This is a genomic window from Streptomyces sp. NPDC005141, from assembly GCF_053599975.1.
The window spans coordinates 22872-45135 of the sequence record NZ_JBSFYW010000045.1 but is presented as its reverse complement, the minus strand read 5'-3'; the positions used below and the strand labels follow the sequence as shown (position 1 = coordinate 45135).

The following is a 22264-nucleotide window of genomic DNA, read 5'->3' as shown; positions in this document are numbered from 1 at the left end:
TCTTGTATCATTGGTCGTGTGACCTACCCCACCCTTACTCAACGTTCCGTACGGCAGCCCGATCATCCGGTCCGCTCCGCCGCCGACGTGTCCCGCCGCATCTGTCCGGGAGCCGTCCGATGACCGGGACGCAGGCACGCCGGGGGCGCCCCCGTGATGCCTCCCGCGACCGTGCGCTACTGGACGCGACCCTGGCCGTCCTGACCGAGAGCGGCTACAGCGGACTGACCACGGCCGCCGTCGCGGCCCGCGCCGGAGTGTCCACCGCCACCCTCTACCGGCGCTGGCCGTCCAAGGAGGTCATGGTCGTCGACGCCGCCGCCGCGTACGCCAAGGAACTGACGGCACAGCCGGACACCGGCACCCTCGAAGGTGACCTGCGCGCCCTGCTCCGGGACAAGGCAGCTTCTCTGACCGGCAACGAGGGAGGGGTGCTGCGCACCCTGATCGGCGAGGCCGCGTACAGCCCCTCCCTGGCCGAGGCCCTCACGAACGCCTTCATGGTGCCCGTGCGCCAACGCATGGAGGAGATAACGCAACGTGCGGTGGACCGGGGTGAGATCCCGCCGGTGGAGCACGCCGAACTGCTCGGCGACCTGGTGATCGGTCCCATGATGAGCAGGTTCTTCCTCACCCCCCTGCCGCCGAACCAGGTCGACGCCGCCACCGCGGCGGAGACCGCCGACCGCATGCTGCCCTTCCTTCTGCGCGCCTTCGGACACCAGGGTCGAGGAGGAGCACCAGGAGAGGACCGGTCGGCGGACGCATTGGACGAGTGACGCGCACGCCCGCCAGGTCAGCGGCCTGTGAAGTCGACTGGCACCGGCGGGCGCGGTCCATCAGCCAGGCATGCTCGGCGGTCAGCTCCCGCGGCGTTGCCGAGTGCGGTCACCTTCGAAGGTCACGTACGTCTGCTCGTACGCGGAGATGTTGGCGAAGACCAACAGACCGACAGAGAAGCAAGAGTGATGGGTCAGTTGTTCAGAAAGCTCAGGATGTGATCGGCGACCTGCTTGGGCTGCTCAAGGTGGAGGAAGTGTCCGGCACGGGGTACGACGACGCGTTCGAGGCCGTTCTTGAACACGGCGTCCATGCCGTCGCTCACCCGCACGGAAAAGCAGTCGTCGTCGGCTCCGTGGAGGTACAGCGACGGGACGGTGATGGCACTGCTCGCCCGGGCCTCCATGGCTCGCGAGGCCTCATCGGTGGGGGGTGAGAACAGCTGGCGGTAGTAGCCGAGGATCTCGGTCAGGACTCCTGGCGCACGGAGGGTTTCCTTGAGCGCGGCACGTTCCACATCCGGCAGCTCGTAGCCGGGCGACCACTCCCGCCAGAGCCGGTCGATGAAGGCGAAGTCGTCGAACTCGACGGCCGGCTCCGCCAGGGCCGTCTGGAAGAAGAACATGTACCAGCTGCGTCGCTGCTGGTCGCCGTCGGTGAGCCAGGCGGTTCGCAGTTGCGGCCCGTACGGAACCGCCATGCCGACAAGCTTGCGGACCCGTGTCGCGTCTAGGCTCGCTGCCGCGTACGCCGCCCGGGCGCCGAGATCGTGACCGATGAGATCCGCCCGATCGCGCCCGAGTGCTTCGATCAGATCCAGGACGTCCTGCCCGGTCGCTGATGCGCGATAGGAGCCGTCGGGCGCCGCGCCGTCCGGCCAGTATCCGCGCTGTGCGGGAGCGACCGCCCAGTAGCCGTCCTGTGCGAGGCGGTCGAGCATCGCTGCCCAGGAGCCTGCATGGTCGGGAAAGCCGTGGAGGCAGAGGACCAGCGGCCCGCTGCCGGCTTCCAGGATCGGAACCTCCAGACCGCCTGCCTGAATCGTCCGGCGACGGATACCGTCACTGGCGGAGGACCCACCTGTCGTCGAGTCCTCGCCGGACGAATGCGTCGGCGGTCGCTGTGTCTCGGATGCCATGCGTTCAACCTCCAGGCCGCTATCGCGGGCCGACGGGCCCGGACCGAGTAGTGAGTCCTGACGTCATCGAGCGGGGCCACGACGACGTCATGCGGGTCGGCCTTTCGCCGGATCCCTCTCAGGAGGCAACAACCGTATGACTTTCGCTTATTTCAGCGCAAGCGAAAGCCGTGCTCACCATCGCAAGGAGCAGACTCACCGTGCCGATTTCGCTGGAAACCCCCGCCGGGCGACCGACCCGGACGACTTCTACAACCCGCTGGTACGGACACGCTGACGGGCCCGGTGGGCACGCAGGTTCTCAGGGTTGCCGCAGGTCTTGGTGGAGTGCCATACACCGCTGTTGTTGCGGGAGCGGTCGAAGAACGCCGTTGTGCAGCGCGTATTGCGGCAGATCTTGAGTCGGCGCCAGGTGTCCGCCTGCTGAGCCTGGAATACCTCGAGGAGCACCAGGGCGGCCACATACCGCCAGCCCTGGCCGCGAGGCTCCAGGACCGCCCGTCCGTTGCGGTCCATCCGCACGGCCGCGGCCGCGACATGAACGGCCGGCGCAACAGTCTGGTCGTCGGCGTCCGCACCGTCTTCGTTTCGTGAGGCGAGAAGCCGCCGCAACTCTGCACGCAGGCCGCGCAGTTCCTCGAGATCGCTCTCGGCGAGAGGGACCTGTGCGGCGATCTGCCCCCTCTCATGCGCCCAGCAGTCCAGCGCCTGATCGACCCAGGCCTGCGCGTCGGAGAGGCCGTCCAGGAGATCCGCCGCCCGGGGTCGGCCGGCGGAAATGGTGTTGAGCAGGTCGTGCACGAGCGCCAGCCCGACCGGCGCCGGTTCGACCTCGTACCGCGTGGACGCGGACCACACCATGGCCCTGCCTCCCTTTCGCTGACCGTCCGGCTCTACCGACATCACCGTGACCGTTTGGCCACTGGCTCAGGGTACGACATCTCCTCCCTCTTGAAGTGAAAGGAGCTAAAGGAGTAAGGTCCTTTCATCTTGATTGGTGACGCAGCCACAGGAAGGGTGTCGCTCATGAGCTCGTCCGGCCCCCAGAGCCCCCAGGAGGCTCCCCCTGCCACCGCGGGACCGGGCGGCAGGACAGGCCGAGGTCTGTCCCTGCGGGTCTGCCGTACATCCCGCAGACCCCCGCACCGCACGCGGCCATCACCACGACCTACGGCTCCGGCGGAGTGGTCCGCGAAACCCGCGTTCCGCCGTTCGCAGACCTCTTCGCCGAGGCGGGGGTCACCGTGCTGGTGCACGACCGGGAGGGTAGGCCCGATGTCGACGCCCCCGGGATCGGGCAGTGGGGCACCGGTCACGCCGGGGGGCCACGCGCTCGTCCTGGGCGACGCCGATCGCCGACGACGCGCCGTCGCCCAGGCACCCACCCCACACGCAGGCCGCGGTCGACTTCTGTCCTCATGATCGTCGGCAACGACGACCGCCTCACTCCCACCGACTTCGCACTGACGGCCTACGAACGAGCCCTGGAACCCAAGCGGCTGGCGCTCATCGACGGTGGCCACTTCGCCCCGTACAGCACACGGTTCCCCATCGCCGCACAGTCCGCCCCGAACTGGTTCCGCGAACACCTCATCTGACCGGCGGCGAACCCGCCCGCACTGTCCCGAGCCAAGGAAGTTCCATGTCCGTTTTCACTCACTCCCTCGACGGCGACGTCGCCACGATCGTCATAGACAATCCGCCGCAGAACCGCTTCGCACCCGAGTTCACCCAGGAACTCAGCGACATCGTCGACGCGATCACCCGCAGCCCGGCGCGCGCCGTAGTCCTGCGGGCCGAGGGACCCGACTTCAGTTACGGCGGCGACTTCCGCCCCTGGGTCGGCGCCGACCGCACCAGTCTGCGGGCCGACTTCGACCACGCCCTGGCCGTGATCAACCGGTTCGAACAGCTCCCGATCCCGGTCGTGGCGGCGGTGCAGGGGCTGTGCTACGGCGGCGGCTTCGAACTCGCGCTGCGGGCCGACATCATCCTCGCCGGCGAGAGCGCCCGCTTCGGCCATCCCGAGCAGTCGCTCGGCATCATCACCATCCTCGGCGGGATCCAGCGTGTCGCCGAGCGGGCCGGCCGGGCCCGCGCCTACGAATGGGCACTGACCTCCGAGCAGGTACCCGCCACGGTCATGGCCGAGGCCGGCGTGATCAACCGCGTCGTCCCGGACGACGAACTCCGCGCCGAAGCCGACGCCTTCGCCCGGAAGATCGCCGCAGGCCCCACCCGGGCCCACGTGGCGCACAAGGCACTGCTGCGCTCCTGGGCCACGGGCGGCATCCCCGCCGCCGACCAGCAGCTGTCCAACCTCGCCGTCCCGCTCTTCGAGACCGAAGACGTCAAGGACGGCCTGGACTCCGCCGCCAAGGCCCTCAAGGAGGGCCACCCCCGCCCCGTACTGCCCTTCAAGGGCCGCTGACCCGCAACTCTCCCCCCACACTCACCAAGGGACACCACATGATCATCGACTCCGCCGACCTGGACGCGAAGTCCGCCTACAAGCTGCTCATCGGCAGCGTCATCCCCCGCCCCATCGCCTGGGTGAGCACCCTGTCCACCGAAGGCGTGGGCAACCTGGCCCCCATCTCCTTCTTCACGGTCGTCGGGCGCAAACCGCCCCGGATCTCGCTGTCGTTCCAGCCGCGCTCGGACGGGGCCACGCTCAAGGACAGCTTCGTCAACATCCGGGACACCGGCGAGTTCGTCACCAACATGGCCACCCTGCCGCAAATCAACGGGCTCAACCGCAGCGCCTTCGAGTTCGAGCCCGACGTCGACGAGTTCGACGCGGTCGGGCTCGAGAAGGTGCCGTCCGAAGCCGTTCGTCCGCCGCGTATCAAGGGCGCGCCCATCGCGTTCGAGTGCACCGTCGAGCACATCTTCTCGGCGCCCGACGGACTCAACAACGCCGTCTGGGGCAACGTGGTGCGCTTCTACATCCGGGACGACCTCTATGTGGACGGCCGGATCGACTTCGGTGCCCTCGCTCCGGTGGGACGACTCGCCGCCGAATACACCCTGGTGGACAACGCGTTCGAGACGCCACTCGACGCCGAAGTGGTCCAGGAGCGCGCCAGTCGCCGAATGCTGCGCCTGGACCGCAAGGACACGCACTACTCACCGATCGACACGCCCGCCTGGTCGCCGTCCGGCTCCACAACGACACTCGACTAGACCGCCAGGACGTGACGAGGTGACACCCCTCAGGGGTCTGGCTGACCGCCTGTCCGGCACTTCGAGTCCGGTGCGGACGGCGCCGACCCGCCGGTGTGTCACCTCGCACCCGTCCGCTCAATTGCCTGTGACGTCATAAGCGTTTGGTTCAGAAAGCCTGTTACTGCCTGCTTCACCCGCCCGACCGCGCAGCCGCCCATCAGAACGGCTCCAAGTCACCCGTTCTCAATGAGGAGAGCACGTGTCACGGAAGAACTCATCCACGAAGCCAGACGAGCCCAGAGACGACTCCGCGTACGACTACGACGTAATCGTCGTCGGCTCAGGTTTCGGCGGATCCGTCACCGCCCTTCGGCTCACCGAAAAGGGCTACCGCGTAGGCGTGTTGGAAGCGGGCCGCAGGTTCACCGCTGACTCGCTGCCCAAGAACTCCTGGGACGTCAGGAACTATCTCTGGGCACCCAGGCTCGGCCTGTACGGCATCCAGCGCATTCATCCGCTGGGCAACGTGATGGTGCTGGCCGGGGCCGGGGTCGGGGGTGGTTCCCTCAACTACGCCAACACCCTGTACGAACCTCCGAGGCAGTTCTTCGAGGACCCGCAGTGGAAGGACATCACCGACTGGGGAGGGGAGCTGAAGCCGTACTACGACCAGGCCCGGCGCATGCTCGGGGTGCGGCTCAACCCGACGACGACTCCGGCGGACGTACACCTGCGAGCGGTCGCCGAACAGATGAGCGTGGGCGACACCTTCCACATGGCCCCCGTGGGGGTCTTCTTCGGCGACGGCCAGGACGCCGACGGGACGACGAGGGCCAAACCCGGCGAGGAGGTGGCCGACCCGTACTTCGGTGGCGTCGGCCCGGCCCGCAAAGCGTGTGTCGAATGCGGTGAATGCATGACGGGCTGTCGCCGCGGCGGAAAGAACAGCCTCAACGAGAACTACCTCTATCTCGCCGAGCAGGCGGGCGCCGTCGTCCACGCCATGACGACCGTCGTCTCGATCACGGACGACTCGCCGGGCGGGTACACGGTCAGGACCCAGCAGACGGACCGGAAACGCAAGAGCGCCGGCCGCACTTTCAGGGCGCGGAACGTCGTCATCGCGGCCGGCACATACGGTACGCAGACGTTGCTGCACCGGATGAGGACGGGCGGCCAACTTCCGCACATATCCGAGCGACTGGGTGATCTGACCCGCACCAACTCGGAAGCCCTGGTGAGCGCGCACGCAGACGTCCGGCGCCACCGCAAGGTCGTCGGAGGGCAGAGCGCCGACTTCACGCGCGGTGTGGCGATCACGTCCTCGATCCACCCCGACGAGAACACCCACATCGAGCCCGTCCGCTATGGCAAGGGATCGAACGCGATGGGTGCCGGGTTCGTCCTGCAAGTCCCGTACGCCGAGGGCTCGTCGAGGTTCCTGGGCTGGCTGGCCAACGTGGCGAAGCACCCGGTGCTCATGGCCCGCTCGCTCTCCAACCGCCGTTGGTCCGAGCGGACGATCATCGGTCTGGTCATGCAGTCGCTGGACAACTCGCTCACGACCTATCTGAAGCCGAAGGGCATGGGGAAAGGACTGCTGCTGGCTCGTCAGGGCCATGGGGCGCCCAACCCCAAACAGATCAAGGCGGCTTCGGAAGCCGCCTCGGTCATCGCCGCCGAGGTCGACGGCTTCGCGGGCAGTAACGTGGGCGAGCTGATGGGCATGCCGGTCACCGCACACTTCCTGGGCGGCTGCCCCATCGGCGACACTCCTGAGACCGGCGTGATCGACCCGTACCACCGGCTGTACGGACACCCTGGAATCTCCGTCGTCGACGGAGCGGCCATCTCCGCCAACCTCGGAGTCAACCCGTCCCTCACGATCACGGCCCAGGCCGAGCGCGCGATGTCGGCCTGGCCCAACAAGGGCGAGGAGGACCCTCGTCCAGCTCAGGGAGCGGCCTACGAGCGTCTGACGCCCGTGAAGCCCCATTGCCCGGCAGTCCCGTCCGATGCTTTCGGCGCCCTGAAGTTGCCGTTCCTGGGGATGCCCACCGTGCCGCCGAAGAAGTAGCCGCGCCACACAACGCACTGTTGGCGAAGGCCCCACGGACGCCGACGCCTTCGATGGCGTACCGGCCGCGCTGTTCGGAGCAATTGCCCGGGCCGGTGCACCGTGTCCGAACCCCTGCGTGATCGCATCGGCCAAGGCGTCCTTCCGCGCCCAGGAAGCGGTGTACAGAGGGAGAGCGGGGCCGACAAGGCCTGGACAGCGGGCCCGAGCGCGGACACGATCGCGTTCATGACACCCGAGGATGCGATTGTCGCCACTGCCGACCGGATCGCGGAGCTGCTGCAGGCGCGCCCGGACCCGCACACGCCGCTGCCTGGCGCGGAGTGGACGGTGGGAGAGGCGGCGGCACACCTCGCGCTGGCAGGGAAGCTGATGGCCGACATCGGGGCAGGCGAGGAACGCCCCTACGGCGATGGGACGCCGAGCGGCATCGCAGCGGCCAACCGGGCGGCTCTGGCTGCCTTCCCCCAGCGGAATCCGGCAGTTCTCGGCGCGGAGATCGCGGACACGGCCCGGACGTTCGTCGCGGCCGCGGCCGACCGCGATCCGGGTGAGGCGGTGCTGACGCCGATGGGGCCGATGAACATGGCCGTCCTGGGCTCGTACCTGCTCACACACCTGCTCGGGCACGGATACGACATCGCCGTCGCGCTGCGCGGGCCACACATGGTCAACCGGGAAGCGGTCGCGTTCACGCTGCCCTTCATGCGACTGGCCATGCCGCGCGTAGTGAACGCCGACGCGGCAGACCACCATGCGTGCTACCTGTTGCGGATCGGCCGCGACCGCTTCGCCGTCACCTTCGCGGACGGCGTGCCCACGGTCACCGACACCCCGCCCCGCCGGCCCGACTGCACGATAGCCATCGACCCCGTCGCCTTCCTCCTCCTCGCCCTGGGCCGCTGGACCGCCCCCACCGCCATGGCCCGCGCCAAGGTCGTCGTCTGGGGCCGCAAACCGTGGCTGGGCCTACGCTTCCCGATGCTCTTCACAGCGCCATAGACGAGCGAGCAGACTGCCACCGGACGGCCTCTTCGACTCGTCCCCGGGCAAGAACGTGACATGCGGCTACGTAGGCCGCCGAGGTCGGGAACATCTCCGCGCTCCACGACGCGAATCGGTGCGGTCTTCGTCGCCGCATTGACGCGGACCGCGCAGGAAACACGCCCAGCTCCAAAGCGCGCGGCCAACAATGAGGACACGAACCCGCCAGCCCTTCGAGCAATGGCGAACGCTTACCTGAGGCTGACGACGCACCTCGAAACGCTTCTCATGCAGATGCAGGGATACGCCGTCGTGGCGGCCGTCGGGACACACGGCAACGACCTGATCGGCGAGGCCGCCCGGGCGGGCTGGATGAGGATCTGGGAAAACCGTGCACCTGGCACTGGGCGCCGATGCCGACCGGACCGCACGCCTCTTCGCCTGCAGCATGCTCGGCAACACGCTCACCGCCATCGGACTTCCCTGAGGGGGCGAAGTAGCCAGGAAGCCAGGAAGCGTTCCGGGAGGAGACGGCGTCAGCGCACGCCTGCTGCATCCAGCAGGGTGACCACCGTGGGGGCGATGAGTCCCGTCATGGTGTCGGCTCCGATCCCGGCGCGGGCGGCGGCGCCATCGAAGACCAGGATCAGCTGCCGGGCCAGCAAATCGGGGTCGCTCGCGCCGCCATGCTCGGCCTCGGTGCGGAAGAAGGCGGTCAGTCTCGCCTTGATCCGGTGTGCCACCTGGCTCGCAGGGTGACTCTGGTCCTTAAGCTCGATCTGCACAGCCAGGTATCGGCAGCCTCGGAAGGCGGGCGCGCCCGCCTGCGACTCCAGTTGCCCGAAGACGTGCAGGATCCGCTCGCGGGCGGAGCGGCCGTCGTCCGCCGGGGGCAGGAGAGTGGCCACGAAGGGGGCGGTGCGCTCCTCCAGGCATGCCGCCAGCAGGTCGTCCTTACTGTGGAACAGCTGGTACATGGAGCGCTTGGATACGCCCGCCGCCTTGCACAGCGCGTCGACGCCGACATTGACGCCGTCCTGATAGGTGAGCGTGGCCGCCGCCTCCAGCAGGCGCTCTCTGGAAGTTGACTTCGCTTCAGTGGTCATATCGTGAGGCTCACTCGAATCGGACATATTGAAAACTGATCGGTTTACAGTGACGTCGGGAGACGACCGGCGCCGTCCGGGCACTGAAGTCCGCTCAGAGGCTCGGCGACGGTCTCGGGGGAGAAGGACCGTCGCCGAGCCCTGATGGTGTGCACGCCCCTCGTCCCCACGGGGGCGACACACGCAGGGGGCCACTCCGCACAACGGCCCCGTCCTGGGAGTTGCGGAAGGAATTCCGCTACACCGGGGTGGCGTTCTTCTCGGGGGCCGTCTCGACCGGGATGCGGTGCAGCCCATTGCGGTCGTACCAGCCCAGCACGCCGAAGCCGAACAGCGCGGCCGCCACGAGGCCGACGGCCATCATGACCCAGCCCCGGGTCAGACCCGCGTCGCCCTGCGCGCCGTAGTAGAGGATCGCGCGGACGCCCCCGGCGATCTGCCGCAGCGGCTCGAACTCCGCGAGGAAGCGGTAGAAGCCGGGCAGCGCCTGGATCGGCGTGGTGGCGTTGGCCGTTGGTACCGCCATCCCGATGAAGACCAGCGTGGCCACCAGCATGCCGGGGGTGCCGAACACCGCGAGGAGGGTGAGCGCGCCGATCCCGGAGACCGCGACGGCGCACACCGAGTAGAGCCACAGCAGCGGCAGGTGGGAGGCGTCCATGCCCATGATGCCGACCGCCCCGACCATGACCAGGGTGCCCATCAGCAGGGACAGGGCCGCCATGAGGGTGCTGCTGATGGCGAGGGTCTGCACGCGGGTGGCCCGGATCAGCGGGCGATGCAGGCGCAGCGGGCCCAGGTCGTTGTGGGTGTAGCCGAGGGTGTGGTCGACCTGGCCGCTGATGACGTTGGCGGAGAGCATGCCGACGACCACGAGGGCGAGGGCGTAGTAGAACGCGGTGAGGCCCAGGCCGCTGTGCGAGTCGAGGGGATGGCCGTCCTTCACCGTGACGGCGGCCGGATCGGTGAGCAGGACGCGGGCCGCGGCGGGCAGCTTCTCCTGCGCGGGTCCGATCTGGGCGGTCAGTTCCTTGCCGATGTGGAGCGAGGCGTTCTCGGCGGCCTGCGTCGTCGCGACCCGCGCCAGGCTGGAGCCCAGGCTGCCGGCGGACTGGTTGGTGAGCACGGTCAGCGTCGGGCGGGCCGGGGTCCCGGCGGCCGTGGTGCCGGTCAGGGCGGTGACCGAGGACGTGAAGTCGGCGGGCACGACGAGCGCGCCGTACAGCTTGCCCTTGCCGAGTTCCTCCTTCACCTCCCGCTCGTCCATCACCTTCCAGTCGATCTTGCCCCCTCCCGCGGTGGACTTGCTGATCGAGTCGGTGATTTGGGCGCCCAGGTTGACCTGCTTCCCGCCGACGGCGGCTCCCTTGTCGGCGTTGACCAGGCCGACGGGCAGGTTCTTCATGTGGCCGGCTGGATCGATGTTGGCGCCGACGTACAGCACGGCGAACAGCAGCGCGAGAACACCCGTGATCACGCCGCTGGCGATCCACAGAGGTCTGGCGCGCAGCACGCGGAAGGGGTGAATTCCATTCATGACTTACTCCGGCCTGGACAACACAGTTACATCGGGAGAAGACCGGACGGCACCATCGCCGGACCGGGAACCTGCAGACTCAAAACCCTTCGGCACACGAAGACAACCGCGGGTCACGGTCTCGGCCGCCCCCGAAGGGGAAACCGATCGGTTTCCCATCAATAGTAAACCGATCGTTTTCGTTATTCAAATCGACCACCGCCATCCCCTGGAAGGCACCGCTCTGATCACACGCCGTGGGCATCGGGGTGGCCACGCCGCCCAGGACCGGGCTCAGGGTGTTCTGGTGCTCCTGACCGTCGGCTCGCGGTCGCGTCACACGGCCACCCACACCGATCGCCGCCGGCCGGCACTCTTCGGTGGCGTGGTGGATCGGCGTGTGTGAGTCGGTCAGGGGCAGTCCTGTTCCGCCCTGGCGGGCGGCGACGATCTCGGCCGCGATGGACAGGGCTGTCTCCTCGGGCGTACGGGCGCCGAGATCGAGGCCGATCGGTGAGTGCAGGCGGGTCAGTTCGGCTTCGGTGAGGCCGACTTCGCGGAGCCTGCGGTCACGGTCTTCGTGGGTGCGGCGGGAGCCCATCGCGCCGATGTAGGCGGCGGGCAGTCGCAGGGCTGCTTCCAGGAGGGGTACGTCGAACTTGGCGTCGTGGGTGAGGACGCACACCACGGTGCGCTCGTCGGTCCGGGTCCGGTGGAGGTAGCGGTGTGGCCAGTCGACCACGATGTCGTCGGCCTCGGGGAAGCGTGTCCGGGTGGCGAAGACGGGCCGGGCGTCGCACACGGTGACGTGGTAGCCGAGGAACTTGCCCACGCGTACCAGTGCCGCGGCGAAGTCGATGGCGCCGAAGACGAGCATGCGGGGCGGCGGCACGCTCGACTCGACGAGCACGCTCAAGTCCGGCTCGCAGTGGGATCCTCCCCCAGACTCCGTCCGGGGGGACCCCCATCTCGCTCCGCTCGGCGCGATGTCGAAGGTGCCGGTGCGGCCGGCGTGCAGCAGGGAGCGGGTTTCGTCGGCGACGGCGCGGTCCAGGTCCGGGCGTCCGCCGAGTCCGCCTTCGCAGGATCCGTCGTGACGGACCGCCAGCGCCCGTCCGAGGAGCCCTGCCGGGCCGCGGACCACGCGGGCGAGTGCCGCCGCCTCGCCTCGGGCGGCGGCCGAGATCGCCGTCTGGAATGTCTTCCTGCCGGGCGCGGCGGCTGGTATGGGGGTGACCAGGATGTCGAGGACGCCGCCGCAGGTCAGGCCGACGGCGAAGGCGTCCTCGTCGCTGTAGCCGAACCGCTCGCGCACCGCCTGGCCGTCGGCGAGCGCCTGGACGCACAGCTCGTAGACAGCGCCTTCGACACAGCCGCCGGAGACCGACCCGATGGCGGTTCCGTCGGCGTCGACGGCGAGCGCGGCGCCCGGCCCGCGCGGCGCGCTGCCGCTGACGGCCACGACGGTGGCCACGGCGAAGTCCCGCCCTTCCTCAAGCCATCGGTTCAGCTCGTCCGCGATGTCCAGCATGGGAGTTGCTTTCTCGTCGTGTCGTGTTGCGCAGACCGGGCCGGCGTCAGAGCAGCTTGTCCAGCGTGATCGGCAGGTCCCGGATCCGCTTGCCGGTCGCGTGATAGACGGCGTTCGCGATCGCGGCCGCCACGCCGGTCGTGCCGACCTCGCCCAGCCCGATGATTCCCAGGGGCATGGTCTTGTCCGGTTCGTCGAGCCAGGCGACATCGATCGGGGGGATGTCGGCGTGCACCGGCACGTAGTAGGAGTCGAGGCCGGCGCTCATCGTGCGCCCGTTGCGCGGGTCGACCAGGCTCTGCTCCGACAGCGCCATGCCGATGCCCATGACCACGGCCCCGCGGAGCTGGCTGGCCGTGGTCTTGGGGTTGATGATGCGGCCGACGTCGAACATGCCGAGCCAGCGCGAGATCCGCAGTTCGCCAGTGTCGGCGTTCACCCGCACCTCACAGAACTGAGCGCCGCGGGCGGCCTTGGACCAGCGCTGGTCCTTCAGGAAGGTGGTAAGGAACCGGCCCTGACTGCCCAGCAGACCCCGCCGGCTGTCCGACCCGACCGAGGCCTCGAGGAACGGTCGCCCCGCTGCACGCAGGGCGGCCGCCGGTTCCTGGCCGGTCGTGCCCGTTCGCCGGGCCAGAGCGGTCACCTTCCGGGTCAGCTCGGCGCATGCGGCGAGGAGGCTGGTGGCGACCGTCGCCGTCTGGTTGGAGTTGCCGGCCATCGGGCCGGTCGGCAGGGCCGTATCGCCGTACTCGACGCGGACCTTCTCGTACGCGATGCCGAGCGCGTCGGCAGCGATCTGTGCCTGTACGGTCGCGGCGCCCATGCCCATTTCGTGGAAACCGCACTGCACGAGCGCGCTGCCGTCGTCACTCAGACGCACCTTGACGTCGGCGACCAGGCGCAGGGTCGGGTGGTAGGCGGTGGCCGTACCCATTCCGACGAGCCACTCGCCGTCCCGCATGGAGCGGGGTTCGGGGTCGCGGTCCGCCCAGCCGAAGCGTTCGGCGCCCCTCTCGAAGGCTTCACGCTGATTCCGCTGGGAGAACTTCTTGCCGCCCGTCGGGTCCTTTGTGGGCTCGTTGCGCAGCCGCAGGGCGATCGGGTCCATGGACAGCTCGTAGGAGAGTTCGTCCATCGCCGATTCCAGCACGAAGCTGCCGATCGCCTCGCCAGGGGCGCGCAGCCAGGTGTTGGGCATCAGATCCATCGCGACGAGGTTCTGCCGGGTCAGCATGTTCTGGGCGTCGTAGAGGTGGCGGGCCGGCGAGCTGGTCGCCTCAAGCAGGCCGCCAGCCGAGCCGGTGCGGGTGATGCTGTCCTGGATCAGCGAGGTGAGCCGGCCGTCGCGGGTCGCACCGAGCGCGATCCGGTTGGTCGAGGCGGTACGTCCACCGGTGGCGCGGTTGACGGCCGTGCGGCTCAGCGCCAGGCGCACGGGCCGCCCGACCGCCTTGGCCGCCATCGCCGCGATGACCGTGCCGGGCCAGACGGCGAACTTACCCCCGAAGCCGCCCCCCAGGAACTCGGCACGGACGCGGACGTGGGACACCGGCACACCGAACCGCCAGGCCAGGTAGCGGCGGCTCTGGTCCGTCGCCTGGGTGGTGTCGTGCACGGTGAGGTGGTCACCGTCCCAGACGGCGACCGTCGCGTGCGGCTCGATCGCGTTGTGCTGCAGGCCGGGCGTGGCGTAGCGCAGGTCGACCGACACCTCCGCAGCGGCCAGCGCCGCCTCCGCGTCACCCTTCTTCGTGTGCCCGGCGAAGGTGAGGTCGCCCTTCGCCGGGGTGGCGTTCTTCTGCTCGGCGGCGAAGTCCACCCGGGCGGGCAGCGGGTCGTACGTCGCTTCGACGAGCGGAGCGGCCTCGTTCGCCGCGGCCGAGGTCTTGGCGACCACGACGGCGATCGGCTGGCCGTCCCAGAAGACCTGATCCGTGTTGAGGTAGTCGAGGCTGGTCCCCGACACGCTCGGTCCCAGGTCCCGCACGATGTTGTGGTTGCGTACCGAGCGGATCCTCGGCGCGTTGAGGTGGGTGAGGACCGCAACGACGCCGGGCACCGCGGCCGCCGCGGTCGTGTCGATGCCGGTGATCGTGCCCCGGGCGACGGTGGCGTGGACCAGCGTCGCGTACGTGAGGTTCGGGTAGTGGTGCTCGGCGGAGAACCGCACCGCCCCGGTCACCTTCGCGTGCCCGTCCCGGCGGTCCACCGGCCGTCCGACCGCTCCCCCGACGGGCACGGAAGCGTCCGCGCCGGATCCGGAGTCCGTCAGGGTGTGTGTGGTCACGATGCGCTCCGCTCGGCGTTGAGTGTCCGCAGCACGGCCACGACCGTCCGCCGGGCCAGGTCGATCTTGAAGGCGTTGTCGGACTGGGGCAGGGCGGGGGCGAGTTCGGCGGCGGCGGCGCGGGCGAAGCTCTCGTCGGTGGCTTCGGCGCCGAGCAGCAGCTCTTCCGCGATGCGTGCCCGCCACGGCTTGGTCGCGACGCCTCCGAGTGCGAGGCGGACCTCGGCGATGCGGCCGTCCTCTACGGCCAGTGCGGCGGCGACGGAGACCAGGGCGAAGGCGTAGGACGCGCGGTCGCGGACCTTGCGGTAGCGCGAGTTGGCCGCGACCGGCACCGGGGGCAGCTCGATCGCCGTAATCAGCTCGTCGGCGGCCAGCACCGTCTCGATGTGGGGTGAGTCGCCGGGCTCGCGGTGGAACTCGGCGACCGGGATACGCCGTACACCGCGCACGCTCTCCACTTCGACGACCGCGTCAAGCATCACCAGCGCCACGGCCATGTCCGAAGGGTGCGTCGCGATGCAGTGCTCGCTCGCCCCCAGCACCGCACTGCCGCGGGAGAACCCGCCGATCGCGTCACAACCGCTGCCGGGTACGCGTTTGTTGCACGCGGAGGCCTCGTCGTAGAAGTACATGCAGCGGGTGCGCTGCAGCAGGTTGCCGCCCACGGTCGCCATGTTCCGCAGCTGGGCGGAGGCTCCAAGCAGGATCGCCTTGGCCAGGACCGGATAGCGGGTCCTGATGAGGGGGTCCGCGGCGAGCCGGCTGTTGCTCACCAGTGCGCCGACGCGGATGGTGCCGTCGGGGAGTTCGTCGATCCCGGTGAGCGGCAGGCGGGTGATGTCCACGAGCGTCGCCGGGTGTTCGATGCCCTCACGCATGAGGTCGACGAGGTTCGTCCCGCCCGCAAGGAACTTCACGTCCGCGCCGTCCGCGATCGTACGCAGCGCCGTGCCCACGTCGGGTGCGCTGAGGTAGGAGAACGACTTCACTTCGCGACCTCCTTGATCGCCGAGACGATGCCGTTGTAGGCGCCACAGCGGCACAGGTTGCCGCTCATCCGCTCCCGGATCTCCGTCTCGTCCAGCTCCCCGCCGGTGTCGGCGAGATGCTCGGTCGCCGCGCTGGGCGCGCCTTCCTTGTGTTCGGCGAGCATGCCGATCGCCGAACAGATCTGGCCCGGCGTGCAGTAGCCGCACTGGAACCCGTCCGTGCGGACGAACGCCGCCTGCAAGGGGTGGTCGACCCCTTCGATGGTGGTGATCTCACGGCCCTGGTACTGCACCGCCAGCGCCAGGCAGGCGTTGATCCGCCGGCCGTCGACCAGCACCGTGCAGGCACCGCACGCGCCCTGGTCGCAACCCTTCTTGGTGCCGGTCAGGCCCAGGTACTCGCGCAGCGCGTCGAGCAGGCTCACCTGTGGCGCGACGTCCAGCCTCTGGGCGGACCCGTTGATCCGCAGCTCGATCTCCACCGTGTCATTCCTCCGGTTCACCCGTGGGCTCGTTCTCGTGGGGGCCAGGGGGCCAGGGGGCCAGGGGGCCATCAGGCACAAAAGCCAGGACCAGAGGGACTCCGCTCCACGGACTTCAGAAACCGCCGACCGGGGAGCCGAATCATGAGAGCAGGTCCATGATCTAAAACAGCAACGTAGCAGTTCCACCAACTACTCGCATCACACTTGTCGCAACTTTACATTCCCACGCAACAACGTTGATGCAAATCAGTACAAATCCGCAGGTCAGGCGTATGGTCTTCGGTGCATCACGAATCAACAACGGGAGTGGATACGTCATGGGCCGACCCCTGCGGGCCGATGCCGCGCGCACTGTGCGCGCGATTCTGGGGGCGGCCGAGCAGGTCCTGGCCAAAGACCCCGGGGCCTCCATGGAGCAGATCGCGGAGGAGGCAGGAGTGGCCAGAACGACCGTGCACCGGCGGTTCGCCAACCGCCAGGCCCTCATCGAAGCACTCGCCGCCTCGGCGAAGCGACAGCTCATGGAAGGCGTAGCGGACGCCCACATGGACACCGCCCCACCGCTCGTGGCACTCCACCGCGTCACGGCGAACGTGCTGCGGATCAAGAGCGTCTGGCCGTTCACCCTCGGCCACCCCCTCGCCGACTCCCCCCTCACGGCGGTGATCTGGTCCGAGGTCAACGTCGGCGCCCTCGAGTTCTTCGCCCGGGCCCAGCGCAAAGGGCTCCTCTCGCCGGACACGGACCTCATGTGGGCGCGGCGGGTCTACTACGCCCTCGTCGACGAGGCCCAGCACGGAGGCGGCGCGGATCTCGACCCGGACCAGGTCCGGCAGAACGCGGACGCACTGGCAACACTCGTCGTCGACACATTTCTGCGCGGGATGGGTCCCCACAGCTGAGCCGCCCGGCCGGCAGCTCCCGTCCCGTCTTGCCCTCCGCCACCGACCTTACGATCGTGGACAGTGCCCAAGGCACAAAGCAGAAGGGCCAGGTGCTCCATGCCTCGCACCAACGGGCAGCCCGGCCGACGCGCACGGCCGCTGGACAGGGCCCACCCCGTCGAGTCCGTGACCATCGCGGTGACGGACGGGGACACACGCGTGGCCTCTTGGAGCCGCGAGGCCCAGGAGCTTCTGGGATATACCTCTGTGGAGATCATCGGCCGGCCCCTGGGCGAACTGGTCTCCGCCGACGGTGCGCCGCTGCGGCATCGCGACGGCAGCCTGCTGGACACGAGGGTCCACCTGACCCCGTTGCTTGACGCCACGCAGCAGCAGAACTTCCTCGTGACGACCGTTCCGTCACCGGGAACCGGGAAGCTGCAGGACCTCATGTGGCGGCTGCTGGAGCAGCAGTCTCCGTCTCTGTCGATCTACGACCGTGACGCGCGGCTGTTGTAGGCCAACGAGGCCACACGGCGGGCGGTGGACTTCGTCCAGAGTGGAGTCCGCAGCCGACGTCTGACCGAATTCCTCCCGGGGCCCGCGTTCGAGGAGCTGCAGCGCCGGATTCTCAGAGTCGGCGAGACCGGAGAGCCGGAAAACTCCGAACTGTTCCTTGCACTTCCGCGTGAGCCCAGGGCACATGCCTGGGCCGTGGACGTCTTCCCCCTCAAGGACACGCGGCCGGGTGCACGCGGTGGGCCTGGTGGCCAACGACTACTCCGAGCAGCACCACAGCCGCGAGCGCATCGCGCCGCTGCTGATCTGCTGGGTGAGCCTGAGCAGTTCTTCGACGTGGTAGATCTCGGTCATCTTGCCGTCGACAATGCGCATGATGTCCTGGATTGGATCTCCGGCGCCGCCCCGCGACCGAGTACTTGACCCTGCTCTGTCTTAGAACCCCACTGCCGAACTTCCCGGTACGCGCGCCCGCAGTCAGACGCTTTACCGGGGTACCACCCGAAAACTGCACTGCGGATACTGCGGTCCTGCTCATGACGGCCCCTGATCACTGCGGGCAATCCGGTCCGGCCGTCAGGGTGCCCAGCTGGGCAATGAGTCCGCTGCGCCGCTTCACGATGACAGTTCGTCCGTCCAGCCGTCCCGTTCTCCTGCCTGGCCATGTCCAGGCAGGAGAACGGGAACACCACCAGAGATGAGCAACAAGCAGTGTCCGAAAGCGGTGAGTGAATCATCGGCCAACGCCACCAAGCCATTGAAGGGCGACCGCCGACAGGCCTCACTCCAGCACTGATCTGCATCAACACCCCCTCGGGACGGAAAACGGGCCCATTCGACCCGGATTCGACCCGAGGCCCATCTATCCCGAGACCGAACACCTATGAACTGCAACGATGCAGAAAGTGCCGCTGTACCAGCCAAATACAAGCAGAGAAATAGGTATAAAACTTCACATTCGAACATATCGTTACACAGTCCATGAACGGAGCGGCACATGGCGCGATCGACGACATCAATCGGGGCCGACGCCTTCACCGTTGCCCGAAACCTGCTTCTGGACGCCAACAACCCCTATGAGCAGGCGACTTCGAAATCTGCTTCCGCGAGACGGAAGCAGCATTGCGGCCTCGCGAAGCCTCTGCGGACGATGTCACCACGCCACAGAGACGGGAATCAGCCACCATGCCGCACACCACCGCATTCGCCAGGAACCAGTGGTACAGCTAGCGCACCTTTCTGACCTGCGCTTATGTGAGGCGATGAGGCTGTGACCTGCTAGGACGGGTTGCAGAGGCGTTCGGAGGCAGTCAGAGGAAATCGCTCTGATTCGACCCCGGTTCGACCCGGGTCGCTCAGAGGCAGTCAGAGGCAGCAGCCCCTGAAACTGGCCTTTGAGGGACCCGAGTTGACCGGTGTGGATCATGAGTGGGCGACTCTGGCGGCGCTCTGTTTCGATCTCGGTCGAGCTGCGATGGGGACGCCTGCCTCCAGTCGGGGCCAGTCGTACAAAGGCTTCCAGGACGGCCGTCCTGGGGATCTTGCCGGCGCCGAGGGAGGTCGGTTCCGGATGCCGCCCGTGGTTTTAGCGGGCCTGGGTGGCGTCCACGTCTTTGCGAGACGACCCCACCGTGCCAGAAAGCACCCACCAGCCACTCCCCCAACGACACGTCACCCACCTCCACGGCCCACTGGGCCTGTCCCGACTGCCGTCAGCTGCGGCCGATCTGATCCTGCTCGGCGACCTCACCGGCCGCTACGCCACCGGCAGTTACAGCCGACTCGCCTCCGACAAGCGGACCGTGATCCTGCGCGGGGACCGCCAAGGCGCGGCCGAGCACGGGCATCGGATCACCGCGGCCATCGCCTGCCACGTCGCCCGCGCCGGCGGCACCATCGAACAGCTGACGCAGCTTCTGTTGCACCCCGAGCATGAAGGCGGACAGCACACCCGCGCCATCGCGTTGCGGTCTGGGCAGACCCGCGCCCTGGACTACATCCGCCGGGTGTGGGCCAGCGCCTCAGCCGCTGTCGGCACCACCTTGGCGCTGGGATCCCGGCACGGCGCGTTCGAGGTTCTCGCCGCGCTGCGGGACCGCATCGAGACCACGCCCTGGCGCGGGGAGCGGGGACGGACCGCGCTGCGGGTGCTGCGGGCACATCTGAACTTCGCCGAAATCGCAGGCGGACTCCTGCACCACGCCAGCGAGCGGCAGACCGCGGAGGAAGCCGGGATCTCCCGCACGACACTGCGGGCCGTCTACGACACTGTCCTGAAGCCGGGAGGCTGGCTGCGCCGGCTGCGGGTCGGCCACGGCCGGGAGGGCTCGACCTGGTACCTCAACCACGGCAGCGCCCCCAGCCACGGCGCCCCTGTACTGCTGTCTCGTTTGTGGACCACTCAGTTCCCCCCCGACCCGGCACTTGAGGAGTGGACCACCCCTGAGACGGCCACGACGGCCGACATCGACTCCACCGTCCTCGGCCGTCTGATGGGCCACGACGCATTCGCCCACCACGGGCTCGGCAGCGCCGCCCTCGTGATCATCAGTGCCCTGCACGTACGCCAGGCCCAGACGGCCGGCGAGCTCGTCGGTACCTCCTCAGTCTCCCGCGCCACCACCTACCGGACACTGAACCGCCTCGCCGACCACGGCCTCGTCCAGCACACCGGGGAGACCTGGGCCCTCGCGCCGCGTGCCCTGGAAGGCTTCGGGATCAGCCTCCCCGATGTGGATACCAGCCTCGCCGCGGAGCCGGCCCAGGGCTGGGACAAGGTTGCCGAGCAGCACGGCACCAGGGGCGTCGCGGCCCGGCGGAAAGCCCTGCACGCGGCCGAGCGAGCGACGTACCAGGAGGCACTGGACCGGCTTGCGGAGCACCGCAGCAAGGCTGTGGTGATCGTCCGCGACGGCCGCCAGGTCCTGGTCCCAGCGCCGCGCCCCGACGAGATACCGCCGATGTGGCACACCCCGCACGGGTGCGTCCTCGACCCGGTCACAGGCCGTCCGGCCGCCGACTGGCGGGTCGCCACCGACGGCCGGCTGATCCTCATCACCCCGTCAGACCAGCGCAATTACGACGAGCTGGCCGCTGCCCATGCCGAAGCCCTCAGCGAATGGGAGTCCGTCGCATGAAACCCCCTCCCCCAGTCACCTCCGATCCGAGCGACGCGGTGACGCCCGAAACCCTGCGCAAGCAGTACGAGTCCGGTGCCACGGTCGACGAACTGGTCGCCGCCAGCGGCCTGTCCTACGGCACGGTCCTCAACCGGCTGCACGATGCCGGGACCGTGATGCGCGCGTCGTGGCAGACCCGCAGGATGCGCCAGGATCCGCAGGCGCGCCAGCGTCTCGCCGCCCACCTGCGCACGCTGTACGAGCAACACGGCGCGACCCTCACCGAACTCGCCGCAGGCGCTGGAGAGACGAGGCGTGCTGCCCGACGCCTGCTGATCGAGGCCGGCGGCAGCGTGCGCACCACCCAGCAGACGCTTCGAATGCGCGCCGCAGCGCGGGCCGCCGAGCGGAACAAGCTCGCGCTGTCTCTGCGCGCCCGGTACGAGGCCGGAGCCACGGTGCCGGAACTCGCCAGTGAGCACAGCTACTCCGTCGCCACCGTCTATCGGCTCCTGCACCAAGCAGGCACCCGCATGCGACCCCAGCACAACCACGGACCGGCCCACGACCCGAGGAAGCGGCCATGAGCCCCCACGTCCTCGTGGGTGTTCCCCACCCTGCCTGGCAAATCAAGAAGGCGGCAGTGCGCCATTCCGGCCGCCACAGGGCAGCACGGGCGCCCCCGTCGTCGGCCCGCTCCTCGATGCGCGCACCAAACGACGCCCCTTCCCATTTCAGGAGATCAAGCACTCGTGAACGAGAACACCCGTCACAAGACCCTGGGCGCAGCCACAGCGAGCGCCTGGGACGCCTTCGTCATCGTCGTCGGCATGCTCAAGGGCGGCACCGGCAAGACCACCTCCGCCTGGTTCATCGCCCTCTACTACGCCGTCGTCCTCAACCTGCCGACGCTGCTGCTGGACGCCGACGCCACCAGCCAGTCCGCCTACGACTGGTTCAAGGTCGCCCAGGCCGCCGCCTTCGAAATCCCCGAGCACCTGGTCGTCGAGCGGTACCCGTTCGACGACATCGCCGAGTACATCCGCGCCAAGCGCGCCGAGTTCGGCGCGATCGTGGTCGACGCCGGCGGCGGCAGCGCCCGCATCTTCCACGAGGCCGTCACCGAGGCGAACCTCCTCCTCGTACCGGTCGCCCCCACCAAGATCGAACGACGCAAGCTCGTCGCCACCTTCGACGAGGCCGAACGCGCCGCCGCCCGCAACACCCACGACGTCACCGCCCACGTCGTCATGGTCAAGGCCGACGACCGCACCAGCCTGCCCCGCAACGCCAAGAATCAGCTCCTGCAGCCCGATGAAGGTCAGGGCATCGGTCCCGACCGCGACGAAGCCTTCCCGCTCGCCGAGACCACCATCCACTCCTGGGTCCACTACATGGAGGCCTTCGGCGAGGTCCCCACCGAACTGAGCGAGTATGCCCAGCTGATGAAGGAGCTCACCGCATGAGCGAGAAGAACGACAGGCCCAAGCCCCCGCCCCGCCGCGCCGGGCGTGCCCTCGGTGGCGGCGCCAAGAAGACAACCCCTCCCCCACCGCCGGGCGCCGAGCTCACTCCCGAGCAGATCGCCACCGAAAGGACCATCGCCCAGGACGAGATCCGTCCCGCGCCGGCGAGCGAGCCCCAGGTCCAGCCCGCTCCCTCCATTACTCCCGTC

Annotated in this window: 18 protein-coding genes and 1 pseudogene; 11 read left to right on the top strand and 8 right to left on the bottom strand. The window is 68.7% G+C overall.

From position 1 onward, the window contains the following. Positions 1–119: 119 nt before the first annotated feature. On the top strand, positions 120–779 hold the full coding sequence (locus ACWD68_RS29335) for a TetR/AcrR family transcriptional regulator (RefSeq protein ID WP_451809470.1): 660 nt from the start codon (positions 120–122) through the stop codon (positions 777–779). Between the two features lie 194 nt (positions 780–973). On the opposite strand, the gene ACWD68_RS29330 is transcribed toward ACWD68_RS29335, so the two are convergent. Both ACWD68_RS29330 and ACWD68_RS29325 read right to left on the bottom strand, forming a co-directional pair. Then, entirely contained in the window at positions 974–1918 is a 945-nt protein-coding gene (locus tag ACWD68_RS29330) for an alpha/beta fold hydrolase (protein ID WP_451809469.1), read from the bottom strand. 249 nt (positions 1919–2167) lie between these two features. Continuing rightward, positions 2168–2779 carry a CGNR zinc finger domain-containing protein gene (locus tag ACWD68_RS29325; RefSeq protein WP_451809468.1) on the bottom strand — a complete coding sequence of 204 codons (612 nt, stop codon included), beginning with the start codon at positions 2777–2779 and terminating at the stop codon, positions 2168–2170. 557 nt (positions 2780–3336) lie between these two features. On the opposite strand from ACWD68_RS29325, the gene ACWD68_RS29320 reads away from it, so the two are divergent. From ACWD68_RS29320 to ACWD68_RS29300, 5 genes are all read left to right on the top strand, one after another. Then, on the top strand, positions 3337–3516 hold the full coding sequence (locus ACWD68_RS29320) for a hypothetical protein (RefSeq protein WP_451809467.1): 180 nt from the start codon (positions 3337–3339) through the stop codon (positions 3514–3516). A 44-nt stretch (positions 3517–3560) separates the two neighbouring features. Further along, positions 3561–4349 (top strand): enoyl-CoA hydratase/isomerase family protein, encoded by a 789-nt coding sequence (locus tag ACWD68_RS29315; RefSeq protein WP_451809466.1) that lies wholly within the window; start codon positions 3561–3563, stop codon positions 4347–4349. A 38-nt stretch (positions 4350–4387) separates the two neighbouring features. Beyond that, positions 4388–5104, top strand: a complete 717-nt coding sequence (locus ACWD68_RS29310) for a flavin reductase family protein (protein ID WP_451809465.1) — start codon at positions 4388–4390, stop codon at positions 5102–5104. Positions 5105–5345: 241 nt separating this feature from the next. Next, positions 5346–7163 (top strand): GMC oxidoreductase, encoded by a 1818-nt coding sequence (locus ACWD68_RS29305; RefSeq protein WP_451809464.1) that lies wholly within the window; start codon positions 5346–5348, stop codon positions 7161–7163. Between the two features lie 228 nt (positions 7164–7391). Beyond that, positions 7392–8165 (top strand): maleylpyruvate isomerase family mycothiol-dependent enzyme, encoded by a 774-nt coding sequence (locus ACWD68_RS29300; RefSeq protein ID WP_451809463.1) that lies wholly within the window; start codon positions 7392–7394, stop codon positions 8163–8165. Between the two features lie 518 nt (positions 8166–8683). Here the strand turns inward: ACWD68_RS29300 and ACWD68_RS29295 are convergent. From ACWD68_RS29295 to ACWD68_RS29270, 6 genes and pseudogenes are all read right to left on the bottom strand, one after another. Further along, positions 8684–9253, bottom strand: coding sequence for a TetR/AcrR family transcriptional regulator (locus ACWD68_RS29295; RefSeq protein WP_451809462.1), 570 nt, complete (start codon positions 9251–9253; stop codon positions 8684–8686). Between the two features lie 238 nt (positions 9254–9491). Next, complete coding sequence (locus ACWD68_RS29290) at positions 9492–10790, bottom strand: SNG1 family protein (protein ID WP_451809461.1); 1299 nt, start codon at positions 10788–10790, stop codon at positions 9492–9494. Between the two features lie 319 nt (positions 10791–11109). After that, positions 11110–12300: pseudogene (locus tag ACWD68_RS29285) on the bottom strand (XdhC family protein); the annotation flags it as partial. 46 nt (positions 12301–12346) lie between these two features. Continuing rightward, positions 12347–14590, bottom strand: a complete 2244-nt coding sequence (locus ACWD68_RS29280) for a xanthine dehydrogenase family protein molybdopterin-binding subunit (RefSeq protein ID WP_451809460.1) — start codon at positions 14588–14590, stop codon at positions 12347–12349. Continuing rightward, a complete protein-coding gene (locus tag ACWD68_RS29275) occupies positions 14587–15582 on the bottom strand; it encodes an FAD binding domain-containing protein (protein ID WP_451809459.1) in 996 nt (331 codons plus the stop codon). Before ACWD68_RS29275 ends, ACWD68_RS29280 begins: the two co-directional genes overlap by 4 nt. After that, on the bottom strand, positions 15579–16112 hold the full coding sequence (locus ACWD68_RS29270; protein ID WP_451809496.1) for a (2Fe-2S)-binding protein: 534 nt from the start codon (positions 16110–16112) through the stop codon (positions 15579–15581). The genes ACWD68_RS29275 and ACWD68_RS29270 overlap by 4 nt, the downstream gene beginning before the upstream one ends. A 272-nt stretch (positions 16113–16384) precedes the next feature. Here ACWD68_RS29270 and ACWD68_RS29265 point away from each other — a divergent pair, with 272 nt between their 5' ends. From ACWD68_RS29265 to ACWD68_RS29245, 5 genes are all read left to right on the top strand, one after another. Then, positions 16385–16969 carry a TetR/AcrR family transcriptional regulator gene (locus ACWD68_RS29265; RefSeq protein ID WP_451809458.1) on the top strand — a complete coding sequence of 195 codons (585 nt, stop codon included), beginning with the start codon at positions 16385–16387 and terminating at the stop codon, positions 16967–16969. Positions 16970–17068: 99 nt separating this feature from the next. Further along, on the top strand, positions 17069–17470 hold the full coding sequence (locus ACWD68_RS29260) for a PAS domain S-box protein (RefSeq protein WP_451809457.1): 402 nt from the start codon (positions 17069–17071) through the stop codon (positions 17468–17470). 1631 nt (positions 17471–19101) lie between these two features. Continuing rightward, a complete protein-coding gene (locus ACWD68_RS29255) occupies positions 19102–20607 on the top strand; it encodes a helix-turn-helix domain-containing protein (RefSeq protein WP_451809456.1) in 1506 nt (501 codons plus the stop codon). Next, positions 20604–21176 carry a helix-turn-helix domain-containing protein gene (locus ACWD68_RS29250; protein WP_451809455.1) on the top strand — a complete coding sequence of 191 codons (573 nt, stop codon included), beginning with the start codon at positions 20604–20606 and terminating at the stop codon, positions 21174–21176. The genes ACWD68_RS29255 and ACWD68_RS29250 overlap by 4 nt, the downstream gene beginning before the upstream one ends. A gap of 165 nt (positions 21177–21341) precedes the next feature. Next, positions 21342–22055, top strand: coding sequence for a ParA family protein (locus tag ACWD68_RS29245; RefSeq protein ID WP_451809454.1), 714 nt, complete (start codon positions 21342–21344; stop codon positions 22053–22055). The last annotated feature ends 209 nt before the right edge of the window (positions 22056–22264 follow it).